Annotated in this window: 13 protein-coding genes; 2 read left to right on the top strand and 11 right to left on the bottom strand. The window is 72.4% G+C overall.

Going from position 1 to position 16,598, the window contains the following annotated elements:
- Window positions 1-52 precede the first annotated feature (52 nt).
- Together ACFU5F_RS09145 and ACFU5F_RS09140 are read right to left on the bottom strand one after the other, a co-directional pair.
- A complete protein-coding gene (locus tag ACFU5F_RS09145) occupies window positions 53-1,693 on the bottom strand; it encodes an ABC-F family ATP-binding cassette domain-containing protein (protein WP_383884139.1) in 1,641 nt (546 codons plus the stop codon).
- 73 nt (window positions 1,694-1,766) lie between these two features.
- Window positions 1,767-2,795, bottom strand: coding sequence for an oxidoreductase (locus tag ACFU5F_RS09140; protein ID WP_383884136.1), 1,029 nt, complete (start codon window positions 2,793-2,795; stop codon window positions 1,767-1,769).
- Window positions 2,796-2,861: 66 nt separating this feature from the next.
- Here ACFU5F_RS09140 and ACFU5F_RS09135 point away from each other — a divergent pair, with 66 nt between their 5' ends.
- Window positions 2,862-3,812: an FAD-dependent oxidoreductase gene (locus ACFU5F_RS09135; RefSeq protein ID WP_383884133.1), complete on the top strand. Its 951-nt coding sequence runs from the start codon at window positions 2,862-2,864 to the stop codon at window positions 3,810-3,812.
- A 406-nt stretch (window positions 3,813-4,218) separates the two neighbouring features.
- On the opposite strand, the gene ACFU5F_RS09130 is transcribed toward ACFU5F_RS09135, so the two are convergent.
- The 5 genes from ACFU5F_RS09130 to ACFU5F_RS09110 form a co-directional block, all read right to left on the bottom strand.
- On the bottom strand, window positions 4,219-5,943 hold the full coding sequence (locus tag ACFU5F_RS09130; RefSeq protein WP_383884130.1) for a BCCT family transporter: 1,725 nt from the start codon (window positions 5,941-5,943) through the stop codon (window positions 4,219-4,221).
- An 83-nt stretch (window positions 5,944-6,026) separates the two neighbouring features.
- Entirely contained in the window at window positions 6,027-7,292 is a 1,266-nt protein-coding gene (locus ACFU5F_RS09125) for a M14 family metallocarboxypeptidase (protein WP_383884128.1), read from the bottom strand.
- Window positions 7,289-9,253 carry a Xaa-Pro dipeptidyl-peptidase gene (locus tag ACFU5F_RS09120; RefSeq protein ID WP_383884125.1) on the bottom strand — a complete coding sequence of 655 codons (1,965 nt, stop codon included), beginning with the start codon at window positions 9,251-9,253 and terminating at the stop codon, window positions 7,289-7,291. Before ACFU5F_RS09120 ends, ACFU5F_RS09125 begins: the two co-directional genes overlap by 4 nt.
- 110 nt (window positions 9,254-9,363) lie before the next feature.
- Entirely contained in the window at window positions 9,364-9,840 is a 477-nt protein-coding gene (locus ACFU5F_RS09115; protein WP_383884122.1) for a hypothetical protein, read from the bottom strand.
- A 51-nt stretch (window positions 9,841-9,891) separates the two neighbouring features.
- Entirely contained in the window at window positions 9,892-10,371 is a 480-nt protein-coding gene (locus tag ACFU5F_RS09110; protein ID WP_383884119.1) for an Appr-1-p processing protein, read from the bottom strand.
- Window positions 10,372-10,450: 79 nt separating this feature from the next.
- On the opposite strand from ACFU5F_RS09110, the gene ACFU5F_RS09105 reads away from it, so the two are divergent.
- On the top strand, window positions 10,451-11,182 hold the full coding sequence (locus tag ACFU5F_RS09105) for a MerR family transcriptional regulator (RefSeq protein WP_383884116.1): 732 nt from the start codon (window positions 10,451-10,453) through the stop codon (window positions 11,180-11,182).
- 131 nt (window positions 11,183-11,313) lie between these two features.
- On the opposite strand, the gene ACFU5F_RS09100 is transcribed toward ACFU5F_RS09105, so the two are convergent.
- The 4 genes from ACFU5F_RS09100 to ACFU5F_RS09085 form a co-directional block, all read right to left on the bottom strand.
- Window positions 11,314-13,488 carry a 3-hydroxyacyl-CoA dehydrogenase NAD-binding domain-containing protein gene (locus ACFU5F_RS09100; protein ID WP_383884113.1) on the bottom strand — a complete coding sequence of 725 codons (2,175 nt, stop codon included), beginning with the start codon at window positions 13,486-13,488 and terminating at the stop codon, window positions 11,314-11,316.
- An 82-nt stretch (window positions 13,489-13,570) separates the two neighbouring features.
- Window positions 13,571-14,785: an acetyl-CoA C-acetyltransferase gene (locus ACFU5F_RS09095; RefSeq protein WP_275455159.1), complete on the bottom strand. Its 1,215-nt coding sequence runs from the start codon at window positions 14,783-14,785 to the stop codon at window positions 13,571-13,573.
- A 46-nt stretch (window positions 14,786-14,831) separates the two neighbouring features.
- Window positions 14,832-16,043: a CaiB/BaiF CoA transferase family protein gene (locus ACFU5F_RS09090; RefSeq protein WP_383884110.1), complete on the bottom strand. Its 1,212-nt coding sequence runs from the start codon at window positions 16,041-16,043 to the stop codon at window positions 14,832-14,834.
- A gap of 121 nt (window positions 16,044-16,164) precedes the next feature.
- Window positions 16,165-16,581 carry an MmcQ/YjbR family DNA-binding protein gene (locus ACFU5F_RS09085; protein WP_383884107.1) on the bottom strand — a complete coding sequence of 139 codons (417 nt, stop codon included), beginning with the start codon at window positions 16,579-16,581 and terminating at the stop codon, window positions 16,165-16,167.
- Window positions 16,582-16,598: the final 17 nt, after the last annotated feature.

Raw genomic sequence — 16,598 nt, 5'->3', positions numbered from 1 at the left:
GAACAGCAGGGGCTGCGCCCACTGCTGTTCAGGGGCGCCGGGGAACTCCCCCTCAGCTCTCCGTCACCTTGCCCGCCTCCACGGCGAGCCGGCGGGTGACGTGGACCGCGTCCAGCATCCGGCGGTCGTGGGTCACCAGGAGCAGCGTGCCCTCGTAGGAGTCGAGGGCGGACTCCAGCTGCTCGATGGCGGGGAGGTCCAGGTGGTTGGTGGGCTCGTCGAGGATCAGGAGGTTGACGCCCCGGCCCTGGAGGAGCGCGAGGGCCGCGCGGGTGCGTTCGCCCGGGGAGAGGGTCACCGCCGGGCGAAGGACGTGGGCCGCCTTGAGGCCGAACTTGGCGAGAAGGGTGCGGACCTCGGCGGGTTCCGTGTCGGGGACGGCCGCGCAGAAGGCGTCGAGCAGGGACTCGGGTCCGTGGAACAGCCCTCGCGCCTGGTCGACCTCACCGACCAGGACACCCGAGCCGAGGGTGGCCTGGCCCGAGTCCAGCGGGACGCGGCCGAGCAGCGCGCCCAGCAGCGTCGACTTGCCGGCGCCGTTCGCGCCCGTGATGGCGATGCGGTCGGCCCAGTCGATCTGCAGCGACACCGGCCCGAAGGCGAAGTCGCCGCGCCGCACCTCCGCGTCGCGCATCGTGGCGACCACCGCACCGGAGCGCGGGGCCGCCGCGATCTCCATGCGCAGCTCCCACTCCTTGCGCGGCTCCTCGACGACGTCCAGCCGTTCGATCATGCGCTGGGTCTGCCGGGCCTTCGCGGCCTGCTTCTCGCTCGCCTCGCTGCGGAACTTGCGGCCGATCTTGTCGTTGTCGTTGTTCGCCTTGCGCCGGGCGTTCTTGACGCCCTTGTCCATCCAGGAGCGCTGCATCTGGGCGCGGTCCTGGAGCGCGGACTTCTTGTCCGCGTACTCCTCGTAGTCGTCCCGGGCGTGCCGACGGGCCGTCTCGCGCTCCTCCAGATAGGCCTCGTAGCCGCCGCCGTAGAGGTTGATCCGGTTCTGGGCCAGGTCGAGTTCGAGGACCTTGGTGACCGTGCGGGTGAGGAACTCGCGGTCGTGGCTGACGACGACCGTGCCCGCGCGCAGTCCGGACACGAAGCGTTCGAGCCGTTCCAGGCCGTCCAGGTCGAGGTCGTTGGTGGGCTCGTCGAGGAGGAAGACGTCGTAGCGGGAGAGGAGGAGGGAGGCGAGTCCGGCGCGGGCGGCCTGCCCGCCGGAGAGGCCGGTCATCGGCTGGTCCAGGCCGACGCCGAGGCCGAGGGAGGCGGTGACCTCCTCCGCGCGCTCGTCCAGGTCGGCGCCGCCCAGGTCGAGCCAGCGCTCCAGGCTCACCGAGTACGCGTCGTCGGCGCCGGGCGCGCCGTCCACCAGGGCCTGGGTGGCCTCGTCCATCACGCGCTGGGCCTCGGCCACACCCGTGCGCCGGGCGAGGAACTCCCGTACGCTCTCGCCCTCCCGGCGCTCCGGTTCCTGCGGCAGGTGGCCGACGGTCGCCGAGGGCGGGGACAGCCGCAGCTCGCCCTCCTCCGGCGGGAGGAGCCCGGCGAGCAGCCTGAGCAGCGTGGACTTGCCCGCGCCATTGGCACCGACCAGCCCGATCACATCACCGGGGGCGACGACGAGGTCGAGCCCGGAGAAGAGCGAGCGGTCGCCGTGGCCGGCGGCGAGGTTCTTGACGACGAGGGTGGCGGTCACAGGGGGCGATCCTAACGACAGGGGGGCGGGACCTCCCAGCCGCGTCGGGGTGGGGGCCGCCGCCCGGCGCTCCTCATCCCGCCATCGCCTCCACCAGGACCGTTCCCGCGGTGCGGGCCACGATGAACGACTCTCCCCTCACGGCCTTGGGGTCCAGGCCGATGCGGTGCCGGCCGGCGGGCAGGATCCCGTCGAAGAAGCGGTAGGTGTGGGGGCGGTTCAGCCGGTCCAGGCGGTAGGCGGTGAGCTCCACCCGGCAGGTGGAGGTGATCTCGATGCCGGTCTGCCCTCCGGCGGCGACGAGCCGGGTCAGACGGCGCTGCTCCACGGGACTGCGGTCGAGGGCATGTTCGATCTGGGCGACGAGCAGCGGAATGATCGGGGCCAGTCCGTCGACGTACGCGACCGTGACCCCCGCGCGGTCGAAGGCCCTTCGTACGGCGGCACGGTCCGCCTCGCCGACGGTCCGGCCGAAGACCACGGCACCGTAGGCGCGCAGTTCCTCGTCGGGCACGCCGGTGGCGTCCTGCGCCAGGTCCGTCCCGATGCCGATGGCCCGCAGGGCGGCGGCGAGTCTGGCGAGGACGGCGACCCGGGTACCGATGAGGAGGACCCGGCGGCGGGCCGCGGGCTCGGCGGCGGACTCCGACAGCAGGGACCGCAGCGCGCCGCGGTACTCGGGCCCGTGGAACAGGAAGGGACCGATGCCCGTGTAGCCGTTCAGCTTGAGGTCGGCCTCCTCCTCCGTCTGCCAGGCGAAGTCCCGCCACACGAAGTCCTCGCCGGCCCGCTCTATGACCGCGGTCACGGCTCCGCAGGCGAGGTCGGCGCATTCGGGGCAGCCGTAGATGACGTAGCGGCCGTGCGTCAGTGGCGCTTCGGCTTCCAGGAGCAGGCTCCGCACCTGGGCGGTGAAGATCGAGGGCGGGACGTCGGAGGCGAGGGGGGAGACGGCGTCGAGGTCGGAGAGCTGGAACAGCAGCGGGCGCCCGTCGACGATGAAGTCCACGAAGTCCCGGTGCGCCTGGTAGTCACCGTTGGCGAGGACGCCACCGGCTCGCATCGCCGGTGCCAGGCCGAAGGTCGCGTACTCGGCAGACATGGTGCGAGTATCCCCACAAAGCGAGACTTGTGAGCACGGCGGACCATATTCCGTTAACGTCCCTGCGTGACCCATGAATCGAACAGTGATGTGATCGTGGTCGGCGGCGGAGTCATCGGTCTCACGACGGCCGTCGTGCTGGCGGAGGGCGGCGTGCGGGTCCGGGTCTGGACACGGGAGCCCGCGGAGCTGACGACGTCCGCCGTCGCGGGCGGACTGTGGTGGCCCTACCGGATCGAGCCGGAGGAGCTCGTCGGCACGTGGGCGCTCACCTCCCTGGCCGTCTACGAGGAGTTGGCGGCCCGGTCCGGCGAGACGGGCGTACGCATGGTCGAGGGCGTACACGGCGACACCGGACTGGACGGACTGGGCGCGTGGGCCTCCCGGGTGGCCGGGCTGCGGGTGGCGACGGCCGGTGAGTACCCGGGCGTCGGACTGTGGGCGCGGCTGCCGCTGGTCGACATGCCGGTCCATCTGCGGTGGCTGCGCGAGCGGTTCGTCGCGGCGGGCGGCGTGGTGGAGTCGCGTACGGTCACGGATCTCGCGGCGGTCGACGCGCCGGTCGTCGTCAACTGCACGGGGCTGGGCGCACGGGAGCTGGTGCCGGATCCCTCCGTACGGCCGGTGCGGGGGCAGTTGGTCGTCGTGGAGAACCCGGGGGTCACCACCTGGCTCACGACGGCGGATCACACCGGGTCGAGGAGCACGTACTTCATCCCGCAGCCGGGCGGCCTGATCCTGGGCGGCACCGCGGAGGAGGACGCCTGGTCCCTGACTCCGGACCCGGTGGTCGCGGAGGAGATCGTGCGGCGGTGTGCGGCGATCCGGCCCGAGATCGCGGAGGCGCGGATCATCGAGCACCGGGTGGGGCTGCGGCCCACCCGCCCGGGCGTGCGCCTGGAGCGCGAGGTCCTGCCGGGCGGGCGGGTGCTGGTGCACAACTACGGTCACGGCGGAGCGGGGGTCACGGTGGCGTGGGGGTGCGCGCGGGAGGCGGCCCGCCTCGCCTCCGGGTGACCGGGGGTGGTGCGGGGAGGGCCCCGCGGGCGGCCCGCTTCGCCCCCGGGTGACCGGCGACCCGTCTCGCCGTGCGGGTGTGCCGACGAGGACCCGGGGACGCCACGCAGGGACCACGCCTGGCCTTCCGCGTACCGGCGAGGGCGCGGCGACCCCAGGCCGATGGCACGCCTCGCCCTACGAGTAACCGGCGAAGGCCCGGGGACACCGCGAAGGTGGCACGCCTCGCCTCACGGGTGACCGGGCCACCGGGCCACCGGGCCACCGGGCCACCGGGCCACCGGGCCACCGGGTCACCGGGCCACCGGGCCACCGGGCCACCGGCGAGGGTGCGGGTGCGGGTGCGGGGACGTCACGGGAGGGGCGGTCGTGACTCGTCGCGGCCGCCCACGCCCCCGCGCCGCTCTCACTCCGCGCGGTGGCCGATCGGGTCGCCCTCGATCTCGGTTCCCTGACCCGGGCCGACCCTGATCTCGAACTCCCCGTCGTACCGCTTGTGGCCCTCGATGACCGCGAGTTCGACCGCCTCGGAGGCCATCTCCTCGCGGACGATCACCGAGTCCCGGCGCAGGTCGCGCATGAGCGCGACGCACATGCCGATCATGACGAGGACGAACGGGGCCGCGGCCAGGATCGTCAGGTTCTGCAGGCCCGTGAGGGCGTCGCCCTGCCCGCTGCCGACCAGGAGCATGATCGCGGCGACGGCCCCGGTGAGGACGCCCCAGAAGACGACGACGAAGCGGCCGGGTTCGAGCGCTCCGCGCTGGGAGAGCGTGCCCATGACGATCGAGGCGGCGTCGGCGCCGGAGACGAAGAAGATCCCGACGAGGATCATCACCAGCAGACTGGAGACCGTGGCGGCGGGGTACTCGTGGAGGACGGCGAAGAGCTGGCCCTCCGGAGTGGCCTCCTCACCGAGCCGGCCCTGCTCCTGCAGCTTCATCGCCGAGCCGCCGAAGACCGCGAACCAGACGAGACTGACCGTGCTGGGGACGAGGATGACGCCGCCGATGAACTGGCGGATGGTGCGACCGCGGCTGATCCGGGCGATGAACATGCCGACGAAGGGTGTCCAGGAGATCCACCAGGCCCAGTAGAAGACGGTCCAGCTGCCGAGCCAGTCGGCCACGCCCTCGCCGCCGGACGCCTCGGTGCGGCCCGCCAGCTGGGCGAGGTCGCCGAGGTAGGCGAAGGCCGAGGTGGGCAGCAGGTCGAGGACCAGGATGGTCGGGCCGGCGACGAAGACGAAGACCGCCAGCAGCAGGGCCAGCACCATGTTGGTGTTGGACAGCCACTGGATGCCCTTCTCCACACCGGAGACGGCGGAAGCGACGAACGCCAGGGTGAGGACCGCGATGATGCCGACGAGCAGGCCGGTGCCCACCTTGTCCATCCAGTCCAGTTCCTTGAAGCCGGAGCCGATCTGGAGGGCGCCGAGGCCGAGGGAGGCCGCCGAGCCGAAGATCGTCGCGACGATCGCGAGGATGTCGATGACCCGGCCGGCCGTGCCGTTCGCGTGCTTCTCGCCGATGAGCGGGGTGAAGACGGCGCTGATGGTCTGGCGGCGCCGTTTGCGGAAGGTGCTGTAGGCGATGGCGAGGCCGACCACCGCGTAGATCGCCCAGGGATGCAGCGTCCAGTGGAAGAGGGTGGTCGCCATCGCCGTTTCCATGCGCTCGCCGGAGCCCTGGGGGTTCGTGCCCGGCGGGGGCGAGGTGTAGTGGGCGAGGGGCTCGCTCACGCCGTAGAACATCAGACCGATGCCCATACCGGCGCTGAACATCATGGCGACCCAGGAGACCGTGCGGAACTCGGGCTTCTCGCCCTCGACCCCCAGGTGGATACGGCCGTAGCGGCTGACCGCGAGCCACAGGGCGAAGACGACGAAACAGGAGGCGGCCAGCATGAAGGCCCAGCCACCGTTGTGGATCAGTCCGCCCAGCATCTTGCCGGAGACGGTTTCGAGCGAGTCGGTCCAGATGGCGCCCCAGAGGACGAAGGCCAGGGTGAGTGCCGCCGTCACGCCGAACACGACGCGGTCCGTCCCGGGCCGCCCGCCGCCGGGGAGGCCCGCTTCCGAGCCCGGAAGCGCGCCTCCCCCGTGGTGGGTGGTGTGTTGGTCGTGCGTCACAGGTGGAACCTTTCAAGAGTGGCTGGAACTGAACCTCTCCTGCCCAGGAACGCCTATCACATGTGACCTCGACCCTTTCTTGTTCAACAGGTCGTGTCGGGTACTCCGTCCGTCAGGCGGTACGGGGCCCGTTCGTCGAGCAGCAGCGGCACGAGCGCGCGCTGCCGCTGGCGCAGCGGCACGAGCGCGCCGTCGCCGCCGGGGCGCACGCGGACGCCGTGCAGAGCCAGCTCATCGGCGACCTCCTCGTACTGCTGTGCGGTGAGCCGATAGCCGCAGGGTGGGTCCTGGATCACCTCGGCGGGTTCGGCCGGGTCGTTGTCGGCTCCGCCGAGATAGACCGGGCCGGTGTCGCGCAGGCCGGCGAGCCTGGCCGCGGCGGTGACCCGGTCGACCCGCCGGCCGCGTTCACCGGCGAAGGCGAACAGGCCCTTCAGGGCGGCGAGCTGCGAGTTCACCCGGCGGAGGTTGTCGGCCGGTCCCTCGGTGCCGCCCGTCGGCGGGTCCACCCGGCTCTCGATCAGCAGGCCGACCGAGTGCTTGATTCCGGACATGTTGCGCAGAATGCGTTCCTGGCCGTCGCCGGCGACCTGGCGGATCGGGTCGCCGGTCACCGGGTCGGTCCAGATGCCGTACGTACCGGTCGAATGCCCGGCGGCCCGGGCCGCCGGGCGGACGTGGTCCAGGGACAGGGCGCGGGCCTCGGCGTGGACGGCCGCGTCGGTGTTGAGGTTGCGGGGCCAGAGGTCGAAGAGGTCCTTGTCGTAGTACCGGGGTGTGGCGCCGTATTCGTGCAGGTCGTAGACGATGTCGGGGGTGCGGTCACGCAGGACGGCGGCGAGTGCCCGGGCCTCGGCCGTGCGCAGGGCGAGATGGTCGCGGTTGATGTCGACACCGTCGGCGTTGCCCCGCGTGCCGGCGGCCCGGCCGTCGGGATTGGCCGTGGGCACGACGAGGACCGTGGTGGATCTCAGCAGCCGCCGGGTCCGCTCGTCCCTGGTGTGGGCGAGGTCGCGGACGGTGCTGAGGCAGGCCTCACGGCCCGAGGGCTCGTCGCCGTGCTGGCTGCAGATGAGCAGGACCGTGCGCGAGGCGGCGCGGGCGCCGACGCGGACGAGCTGGAGCGGGCGGTCCTGCCCGGTCGTGCCGATCCGGGTGACCGACACACGGTCGCTTCCCCGGTCCACGGCGGCCAGGAACTCCTGCTCCTCCTGCCCGCCGGTCCAGCGGGCGCCGCCCGACTCCTCGAAGGCGGTACGCGGCGGGGCGGTGTCCGCCGCGTACGCGGGCGCCGAGAGCAGGGGTGCGGCGAGCGCGGTGGCGATCAGTGCCGCGAGCCGGGCCCTCATTCCGTGCCGCCCGGGACGCGGGCGGCACGGCCCGGGTCGCGGACGCCGTCGAGGACGGTGGCCCCGGGGGCGGCCGTGGCGCCGGTGGTGGCCCGCTCGAAGGCGGCGGCTCCGCCGACCAGCGGGACCTTCGCGGAGGTCTTCCGGAGGTCGATGGTCAGAGTGGGCGTACCGGCCGGCGGGTCGATGAGGTCCTCGTCGGTGCCCGCGATGATCAGCGCGAGGCGGTGGCCCGCCGGGACGACGTGGTCGCTCGCGTGCAGGTCGAGGGTGATCGTGTACGGGGTCCCGGGGATGAGCGGGGCTCCGGTGCCGGACGCGCGGTGGCCGAGGTCGGCCCAGCCGCGGCTGAAGATCGTGTATTCGACGTCGGCGGTCTTCGCCCGGGTCTCCCGGAAGCAGGAGCTGTCGCCGGCGGTGCTCGGCCCCCAGCAGGTGCGGTCGGTGAGCGTGGTGATGCCCTCGCCCGCCCCGGCGTAGTCGCGGATGGTGTCCGGGCCGAGGTCGACGAGGACCGCCGAGAGGTGGGCGGCGGAGGTGGTGGGCGTCGCGGTGACGGTGACCTTGCCGGAGCCGGACAGCCGCAGGTCCTTGGTGAGCGGGGCGGTGACGAAGCCCGCCTTGCCGGGGGTGGACCTGTCGACGTGCGCGGCCCAGTCGGTCTCGTTCAGCGTCGGGTCGTCGGTGAAGGTCTCGGTGCCGGAGCGCTTGCGCAGGCCGAGGGTGCCGACGCCCGGTGCGCCGCCCTTCGCCGGGCGGAGGGTCGTGGTCTTCGCCGCGCGGGGCGGCCAGACCGTGGACGTCTGCCACTGGTTCGGGTGGCGTTCGACGTCGGCCATGGGCTCGTCGTCGATGCCGTTGTCGTAGCCGAGGAGTTCATGGTCGAACCAGCGGTGCAGGGTGTCGACCCACTGCGCACGGCGGAAATCGAACGGGTCGACGTGGCCGGTCTGCGAGAGCCAGATCTTGCGCTCGACGCCCTGCTCGGCGAGCGCGTCCCACCACTGGCCGAAGTGCTTGGGGCGGACGTTCAGGTCCTGCTGTCCGTGGACGACGAAGACGCTCGCGTCGATCTTCCGGACGTCCTTGACGTAGTTCCGTTCGGTCCACAGCGGGGTCCAGTCGCCGGTACGCGGGGCGCCCTGGACCAGTTTCCGCTGGACGGCGCCGCACTTGGCGCGGGCCTCGGGGCTCTCCACGTAGTCGGCGAGCCAGTCGGGGCCGGAGTTGTAGAGCGGGGCGCCCTTGGCGAAGTAGTAGTCGTACCAGGAGGAGATCGCGCCGATCGGGACGATGGTCTCCAGGCCCTCGACGCCGGTGGCGGCCACGCCGTTGGCGATCGTGCCGTCGTAGCTCTTGCCGATCATGCCGGTCCGGCCGTTGGTCCAGCCGGCCTTGGTCTTCGTGGTCCCGGTGCGGGTGGTGTACGCCCTGCCGCGGCCGTTGAGCCAGTCGACGACCGCCTTGGCGGACCGGATGTCGGAACGGCCCCCGACGTCCACACAGCCGTCGGAGCGGTTGGTGCCGGCAAGGTCGACGGCGACGAACGCGTAGCCGCGGGGCACGAAGTAGTTGTCGTAGAACAGCGGCGTCTGGACGATGTTCCCGGCCGCGTCGTAGGTCTTGAGCTGGCTCTCGTTGCCGCGTCCGCAGCAGGCGTAGTACGGGCTGGCGTCCATGATCACGGGGATCTTGCGGCCCCGCTGCGCGGGTTCCCTCGGACGGACGATGTCGACGGCGACCCGGTCGTTGCGCCCGTCGCGGTCGCCGTCGAGCCCGGTGTCCACCCAGACGGCCTCGCGGATGGCGTTGTCGTAGGAGTAGACCGGTTCGCTCCTCCGGGGGGCCGGAGTGCCGGCGACCGCCGGGGTGAGGAACGAGGCCGTGAGGGCGGCGGCCGTGGCCGCCGTCGCGAGCGATCTCCAGGTCGTGAAGCGTGTACGTCGCGCAGGTATCGGCATGCGCGGACGGTACTGCGGTCAACTCCCGTGCAACAGAGGCACTTTTGGGGCACGCGGGGCTTCAGCCACGCTCTGGCCGGAAAGGGGCCACCGCACGGGGGCCGTGTCCCTCAGGGACGCGGCTGGACCCTCTCGCCCACCGGTTCGCCGATGATCCTGCCGGCCAGGTCACAGGCCAGTCGGCGGACATGGGTGCGGAGTTGGGCCTCGGCCGTGGCGCGGTCCTCGGTGAGGCGGGCGTGCCCCTCGGCGAGCAGGGCGGCGCATGCGCGGTGGGCGTCGGCACGGGCCCCCGCGATCAGGGCGGCGCCCTCCTCGTGGGCGCGCTGACGGATGCGGGCGGCCTCGTGCCGGGCCTCGGCCAGGGCCTGTGCCACCTCAGCACGCTTGACCTCGATCTCCTCACGCAGGGCTGCCGCCTCCGCCTCGGTGCCCTTGGTCGCCGCCTCCCGTTCGTCCAGGACGCGCTGGACGCGGGGCACGAGCCGGACGAAGAAGAGGAACACCAGCGCGAACAGCACCGCCGCGACGACGAGTTCCGCGACGACGGGGTTCAGCGGGCCGATGTCCTTGGGGACCAGATGCATACCGGTGCCCTACCCGCTCGCACCCCGGCGGTACCGCGCCCCGGTCCGGGTTCAGTCCCCGTGGTCGTCCACCGTCACCGGTATTCCGCGCCGCACCAGGCGGTCGGCTGTCAGCGGTTCCACCCGCGACCATCTGCCGCCCGCGAGCCCGCAGCCGATGCGGGGCACGTGGACCGAGGCCTCCAGTTCCAGGGCCTGGTCGGCGAGCAGGCCGAGGGCCGTGTCGATGGCCTCGTAGCGGACGGGTGCGCCCTTGCTGCCGGAGCGGGTGCCGTGCCGGCCCACCAGGTTCGCCGCCCGGAGGTACGGGCCGACCCGGACGAACTGGGCGGCGCCGAGCCCGAAGTCGTTGTCCGCCCGGGCGCGGTGCCAGGCGCGGTAGGCGGCCTCCGGCTCCGGCCGGCGGCGGGACGGGGCGAGGACGAAGCCCTTGCCCCGGCCGCCCATGTCTTTGACGACATGGGCGATGATCTTGACGCCCTCGCCCAGCGGCGTGGTGGCGTCCCCCCGGACGTAGGTGATCCCCGGCATGACGCCACCGTACGGCCCCGCACCGACAATCGGCCGTCCGAGGTGTCACGGCACCGGTGGGACGGCGATACTGCTGTGCATGACCACCGACACCGGAGAGAGCGCCGGCGGCGGCTCCGTCGAGAGCGCCGCAGAGATCGTTCTCACCGTGGACGAGCTGGCCGCGCGGGCGGGGGTCACGGTGCGTACGGTCCGTTTCTACGGCACCCGGGGGCTGCTGCCCCCGCCGGTGATCGGGCCCCGCCGGGTCGGTCACTACGGCCGGGACCACCTCGCGCGGCTCGCGCTGATCGAGGAACTGCAGCGGCAGGGCATGACCCTCGCGGCCATCGAACGCTATCTGGGGCAGCTGCCGCCGGACCTCACCCCGCGTGACCTCGCGCTGCAGCGTGCGGTGGTGGCGTCGTGGGCGCCGGACACGGTGGAGACGGTCACGCGGGAGGAGCTGGACCGGCGGGCCGGGCGGGCCCTGGCCGCGGCGGACCTGGAGCGGCTGCTCGCGATGGGTGTGGCCGAGCGGGACGGGGACGGTCTGCGGGTGGACACCGGGCTGCTGCGGCTCGGGGTGGAGCTGCTCGACGTGCCGCTGTCCGAGGAGTCGATCCTGGCCGCGCGGAGTGTGCTGGTCGAGCACGCGCGGGCTGCCGCGTACGCGTTGTCGCGGCTGTTTCGGGAGGCGGTGGCGGAGCGGGATGCGCAGGACGCGCGGTCGTTGTCCGCACGGATGCAGCCGCTGGTGGTGCAGGCGTTGTTGACGACCTTCCAGCGGTCGTTGACGGAGGAGATGCGGGGGTGGGCGGCGGAGTCCTGAGGGACTGCGCCCCTTCCCCCCGGACGTCCGCCCGACGGGGGCTGGTCGCGCGGTTCCCCGCGCCCCTGAAAAGCAGGGGGCCGCGCCTCCTGCTTTTCCCGGCACCGGCCGCCCTTCCAGGGCCGGACGGCTCACCCGTCCGTGAAGCGCTCCCCCTTCTCCGCCTTCTCCAGGAGCAGCTGCGGTGGGGTGAAGCGGGGGCCGTAGCGGGCGGAGAGTTCTCGGGCACGGGTCACGAAACCGGGGAGGCCGCCCTCGTAGCCGTTGATGTACTGCAGGACGCCGCCGGTCCAGCCGGGGAAGCCGATGCCGAGGAGGGAGCCGATGTTGGCGTCGGCGACGGAGGTCAGGACGCCCTCTTCGAGGAGACGGACCGTGTCCAGGGCCTCCGCGAAGAGCATGCGTTCCTGCATGTCCTCGAAGGGGATCCGGTACCCGGGCCGGGTGAAGTGTTCGCGCAGGCCGGGCCAGAGCTTGGCGCGGCGGCCGTCGGGGCCGTAGTCGTAGAAGCCGGCGCCACCGCTGCGGCCGGGCCGGGCGAACTCGTCGACCATGCGGTCGATGACCGCGTCGGCCGGGTGCTCCTCCCAGGTGCCGCCCGCCTCCTCCACGGCCCGCCGTGACTCGGCGCGGATCTTGCGGGGCAGGGTGAGGGTCAGCTCGTCCATGAGGGAGAGGACCTTGGCGGGGTAGCCCGCCTGGGCCGCCGCCTGTTCGACGGAGGCGGGCTCGATGCCCTCCCCCACCATCGCGACGCCTTCGTTGATGAAGTGTCCGATGACCCGGGAGGTGAAGAAGCCGCGCGAGTCGTTGACGACGATCGGGGTCTTCCTGATCTGGCGGACGAGGTCGAAGGCGCGGGCCAGGGCCTCCTCCCCCGTCTGCTCGCCCTTGATGATCTCGACGAGCGGCATCTTGTCGACGGGTGAGAAGAAGTGCAGGCCGATGAAGTCGGACCGGCGGACCACGCCCTCGGCCAGTTCGGTGATGGGGAGGGTGGAGGTGTTGGAGCAGAGCAGGGCGTCCGGCGCCACCACCCCCTCGATCTCCTGGAAGACCTTGTGCTTCAGCTCGGTGTTCTCGAACACGGCCTCGATGACCGCGTCGCAGCCCGCGAGGTCGGCCGGGTCGGCGGTGGGGGTGATGCGGGCGAGGAGGGCGTCCGCCTTGTCCTGCGTGGTGCGCCCCTTGGCGACCGCTCCGGCGCAGAGCTTCTCCGAGTACTCCTTGCCCTTGGCTGCCGCTTCGGGTGTCACGTCCTTGAGGACGACGTCGATGCCCGCGCGGGCGCACGAGTAGGCGATGCCCGCGCCCATCATCCCGGCGCCGAGCACGGCGGCCCTGCGGACCTGGCGGGGCTCGATGCCCTGGGGGCGGTTCGCCCCGGAGTTGACGGCCTGGAGGTCGAAGAAGAAGGCCTGGATCATGTTCTTGGACGTCTGGCCCGCCGCCAGCTCCACGAAGTAGCGCGCCTCGATGACCTGGGCGGTCTCGAAGTCGACCTGGGCACCTTCGACGGCTGCGGCGAGGATGCTGCGCGGGGCCGGGTAGGGCGCGCCGCCCGTCTGCTTGCGCAGGGTGGCGGGGAAGGCGGGGAGGTTCGCCGCGAACTTCGGGTGCGAGGGGGTGCCACCGGGGATGCGGTAGCCGGGCAAGTCCCAGGGCTGCTTCGACTCGGGGTTGGCGTCGATGAAGGCACGGGCCTTGTCCATCAACTCGTCCTGGGTGGTGGCCACTTCGTGGACGAGGCCGTTCTCCTGGGCCCGCCGCGGGGTGTACTGGGTACCCTGCAGCAGCACCTTCAGCAGGGCGTCGGCGATGCCCAGCAGGCGTACGGTGCGCACGACACCGCCGCCGCCCGGCAGCAGGCCGAGGGTGACCTCCGGGCAGCCGATCTTCGAGCCGGGGGCGTCGAGGGCGATGCGGTGGTGGCAGGCGAGGGCGAGTTCGTAGCCGCCACCCAGGGCCGCGCCGTTGATCGCCGCGACGACCGGCTTGCCGAGGGTCTCGATGCGGCGCAGGTTGCGCTTGATCTCCAGACCGCCGTCGAACAGCTGCCGCGCGGTCTCGGGGGTGACCCGGATGAGGTCGCGAAGGTCGCCGCCGGCGAAGAAGGTCTTCTTGGCGGAGGTAATGATGATGCCGCGAATGCTGTCCTTCTCGGCCTCCAGGCGGTCGGTGATCACCGCGAGGGAGTCGCGGAACGCCTGGTTCATGGTGTTCGCGGACTGGTTCGGGTCGTCGATGACGAGGGTGACGAGGCCCGTGCGGTCCTGTTCCCAGCGGATGGTGGTGCTCTGTGTCATGACAGGGTCTCCGTAGAGTCTTTCCGCAGAAGTCTTGGTCGGGTGCTCGCGTCGTGTGACAGGCGGTGATCCGCCGGTCGTCTCAGACGCGTTCCACGATCGTCGCGATGCCCATGCCGCCGCCCACGCAGAGCGTGGCCAGCCCGTACCGCTTGTCCTGCCGCTCCAGCTCGTCGACGAGGGTGCCGAGGATCATCGCGCCGGTCGCGCCGAGCGGGTGGCCGAGCGCGATCGAGCCGCCGTTGACGTTGACCTTGTCGAGCGAGAGGCCCATGTCCCGCACGAAGCGCAGGACGACGGCCGCGAACGCCTCGTTGATCTCGACGAGGTCGATGTCGTCGATGGTCAGCCCGGCCTTGGCGAGGGCCTTGCGGGTCGCGGGGGCGGGGCCGGTGAGCATGATGGTGGGCTCGGAGCCGGAGACGGCGGCGGAGACGATCCGGGCGCGCGGGCGCAGCCCGTACCGCTCGCCGATCTCCGCGCTGCCGATGGCGACGAGCGAGGCTCCGTCCACGATGCCGGAGGAGTTGCCCGCGTGGTGGACGTGGTCGATCTCCTCGACCCAGTGGTACTCCTGCAGCGCCACGGCGTCGAAGCCGCCCAGGTCGCCGATGTCCGCGAAGGACGGCTTCAGCTTGGCGAGGGAGTCGGCGGTCGTGCCGGGCCGCATGTACTCGTCGTGGTCGAGGACCACGAGGCCGGAGCGGTCGGTGACCGGGACGACGGACCTGTCGAAGCGGCCGTCCTTCCACGCGGCGGCCGCCCGCTCCTGGGACAGCGCCGCGTACTCGTCGACGTCGCGCCGGGAGAAGCCCTCGATCGTGGCGATGAGGTCGGCGCCGATGCCCTGCGGCACGAAGTTGACGGCCAGGTTGGTCATCGGGTCGTTGAACCAGGCTCCGCCGTCCGAGGCCATCGGCACCCGGGACATCGACTCGACGCCGCCGGCGAGCACCAGGTCCTCCCAGCCCGAACGGACCTTCGCGGCGGCCAGGTTGACGGCCTCCAGACCCGAGGCGCAGAAGCGGTTCTCCTGTACGCCGGCCACCGTGTCCGGCAGTCCGGCTGCGATCGCGGCGGTGCGGGCGATGTCGGAGCCCTGGTCGCCCACCGGGCCCACGACGCCGAGCACGATGTCGTCGACCGCGGCCGGGTCGAGGCCGGGGAAGCGGCGCCGGACCTCGTGGATCAGGCCGACGACGAGGTCGATGGGCTTGGTGCCGTGCAGGGAGCCGTTGGCCTTGCCGCGGCCGCGCGGGGTGCGGATCGCGTCGTACACGTACGCTTCGGTGCTCACGAGTCTGGCCTTTCCAGTGCGGGAGGGTGCGGCCCGGGGGCCGGTGTCAGGCGGTGTCCTTCGCGGACGCGTCCGGCGGCCGGGCGCCGGTGGCGGAGACGTCCGGTGACGGGCCGGCCTCGGTGGAGACGTTCTGCGACAGGCCCGGTATGTCCCAGTCGCGGGCCACGTCCGCCGTGTCGGCGCCCGGCTGGGCGGGTCCGCGGCGGACCGAGGTGTGCGTGGCGGAGAAGCGGGGCGCGGGGGCGGGCTGGGTGATGCCGCCGACGTCGGTGAAGGTGCCCCGGGCCGCGAGATGCGGGTGGTGCGGGGCCTCGCCCAGAGAGAGGACGGGGGCCACACAGGCGTCGGAGCCCTCGAAGACGGCCGTCCACTCGTCCCTCGTACGGGTCTTGAAGCGGGCCGCGACCGTCGCGCGCAGCTCGTCCCAGGCGGCCGTGTCCTTGCGGGCCGGGGCCCGGTCCGCGATGCCGAGGAGGTCCACGAACTCGGCGTAGAACTGCTGCTCCAGGGCGCCGACGGCCATGTACCGGCCGTCGGCCGTCTCGTAGGTGCCGTAGAAGGGGCACCCGCCGTCGAGGAGGTTGGCGGCGCGGCGGTCCTGCCAGCGGCCGGCGGCGAGCATGCCGTGGAGCATCGCGGAGAGATGCGCGGTGCCGTCGACGATGGCGGCGTCCACGACCTGGCCGGCGCCGGTCGCGCGGGCGTGGTGGAGGGCGGCGAGGACGCCGACGACGAGGTAGAGGGAGCCGCCCGCGTAGTCGCCGAGGAGATTGGCGGGGGCGGGCGGCGGGGCGTCCGGGGTGCCGATCAGGCCGAGGGCGCCGGTCAGGGCGATGTAGGCGATGTCGTGTCCGGCGCGCCGGGCGAGCGGGCCCTGCTGGCCCCAGCCGGTCATCCGGCCGTAGACGAGCGCCGGGTTGCGGGCGTGGCAGACCTCCGGGCCGACGCCGAGGCGCTCGGCGACGCCGGGGCGGTAGCCCTCGATCAGGATGTCGGCGCGGTCGGCCAGGTCGAGCACGAGGTCCGGCCCGGCCGGGGACTTCAGGTCGACGATCACCGACCGCTTGTTGCGGTTGGTCACGTCGTGGAGGGGGTTCACGGCGAGGCCCGGGCCGCCCGGCCGGTCGACGCGGACGACGTCGGCGCCGAGGTCGGCGAGGAGCATGGCGGCGAAGGGCCCCGGGCCGATGCCCGCGAGTTCCACCACGCGCACACCGGCGAGCGGTCCGTGCCCGGGCGTCTTCGCCACTGTCATCGAGCCCCCATGCTCTGTGACACACATGATGTAACACCAGTGATGTTAGGAACGGGGTCTCCACCGCACAAGCCCCGGATGAGCAAACGCTTAGTCGTTGTGCCCGGAGTCCCGGCGGGTGTCAGCCCGCGCGCGCCGGGCTCCCGGCGCCGGGGTCGGAGCGGGCCTCCAACTCGGCCGTCAGCCTCTTCGGGGCGATCACGCGGTAGCTCTCCTCGACCCAGTCGCACAGCAGCTCCGCGGCCGGAGCACCCTTCTCCTCCAGCGGGACGCGCACCCACCCGGCCTTTCCCAGCCCGTACCCCGCGGGCTCGGCGCCGGGGCAGCTCAGGGCATGGGCATGGGTCTCCTCGTCCCTGAGCTTGACGGTGACGCCCAGCGGATAGCTGCCGTCATCCGTTCCGAGGAACACGAACACCTTCTTGTTGACCTTGGCGACGCTCTCGCCCCAGGGGAACTCCTCGACCGCACCGGGCATGCCGAGGGCGAACTCGCGCACCTTCTGCCACTTTTTCAGGACGTTCCTGGGTACGGCCACGGCCACCTCCGGATCCC

Origin of the sequence: Streptomyces sp. NPDC057438 (assembly GCF_042802995.1) — a bacterium.
GTDB lineage: Bacteria > Actinomycetota > Actinomycetes > Streptomycetales > Streptomycetaceae > Streptomyces.
Note: the sequence above shows the minus strand (reverse complement) of the source record. Positions and strands in the feature narration are given on the sequence as shown.

Coding starts and splice junctions, on each gene's coding strand:
- ACFU5F_RS09105 (WP_383884116.1), top strand. CDS start 10,451: ATGACCACCGACACCGGAGAGAGCGCCGGCGGCGGCTCCGTCGAGAGC.
- ACFU5F_RS09120 (WP_383884125.1), bottom strand. CDS start 9,253: ATGCCGATACCTGCGCGACGTACACGCTTCACGACCTGGAGATCGCTC.
- ACFU5F_RS09090 (WP_383884110.1), bottom strand. CDS start 16,043: ATGACAGTGGCGAAGACGCCCGGGCACGGACCGCTCGCCGGTGTGCGC.
- ACFU5F_RS09125 (WP_383884128.1), bottom strand. CDS start 7,292: ATGAGGGCCCGGCTCGCGGCACTGATCGCCACCGCGCTCGCCGCACCC.
- ACFU5F_RS09115 (WP_383884122.1), bottom strand. CDS start 9,840: ATGCATCTGGTCCCCAAGGACATCGGCCCGCTGAACCCCGTCGTCGCG.
- ACFU5F_RS09110 (WP_383884119.1), bottom strand. CDS start 10,371: ATGCCGGGGATCACCTACGTCCGGGGGGACGCCACCACGCCGCTGGGC.
- ACFU5F_RS09140 (WP_383884136.1), bottom strand. CDS start 2,795: ATGTCTGCCGAGTACGCGACCTTCGGCCTGGCACCGGCGATGCGAGCC.
- ACFU5F_RS09100 (WP_383884113.1), bottom strand. CDS start 13,488: ATGACACAGAGCACCACCATCCGCTGGGAACAGGACCGCACGGGCCTC.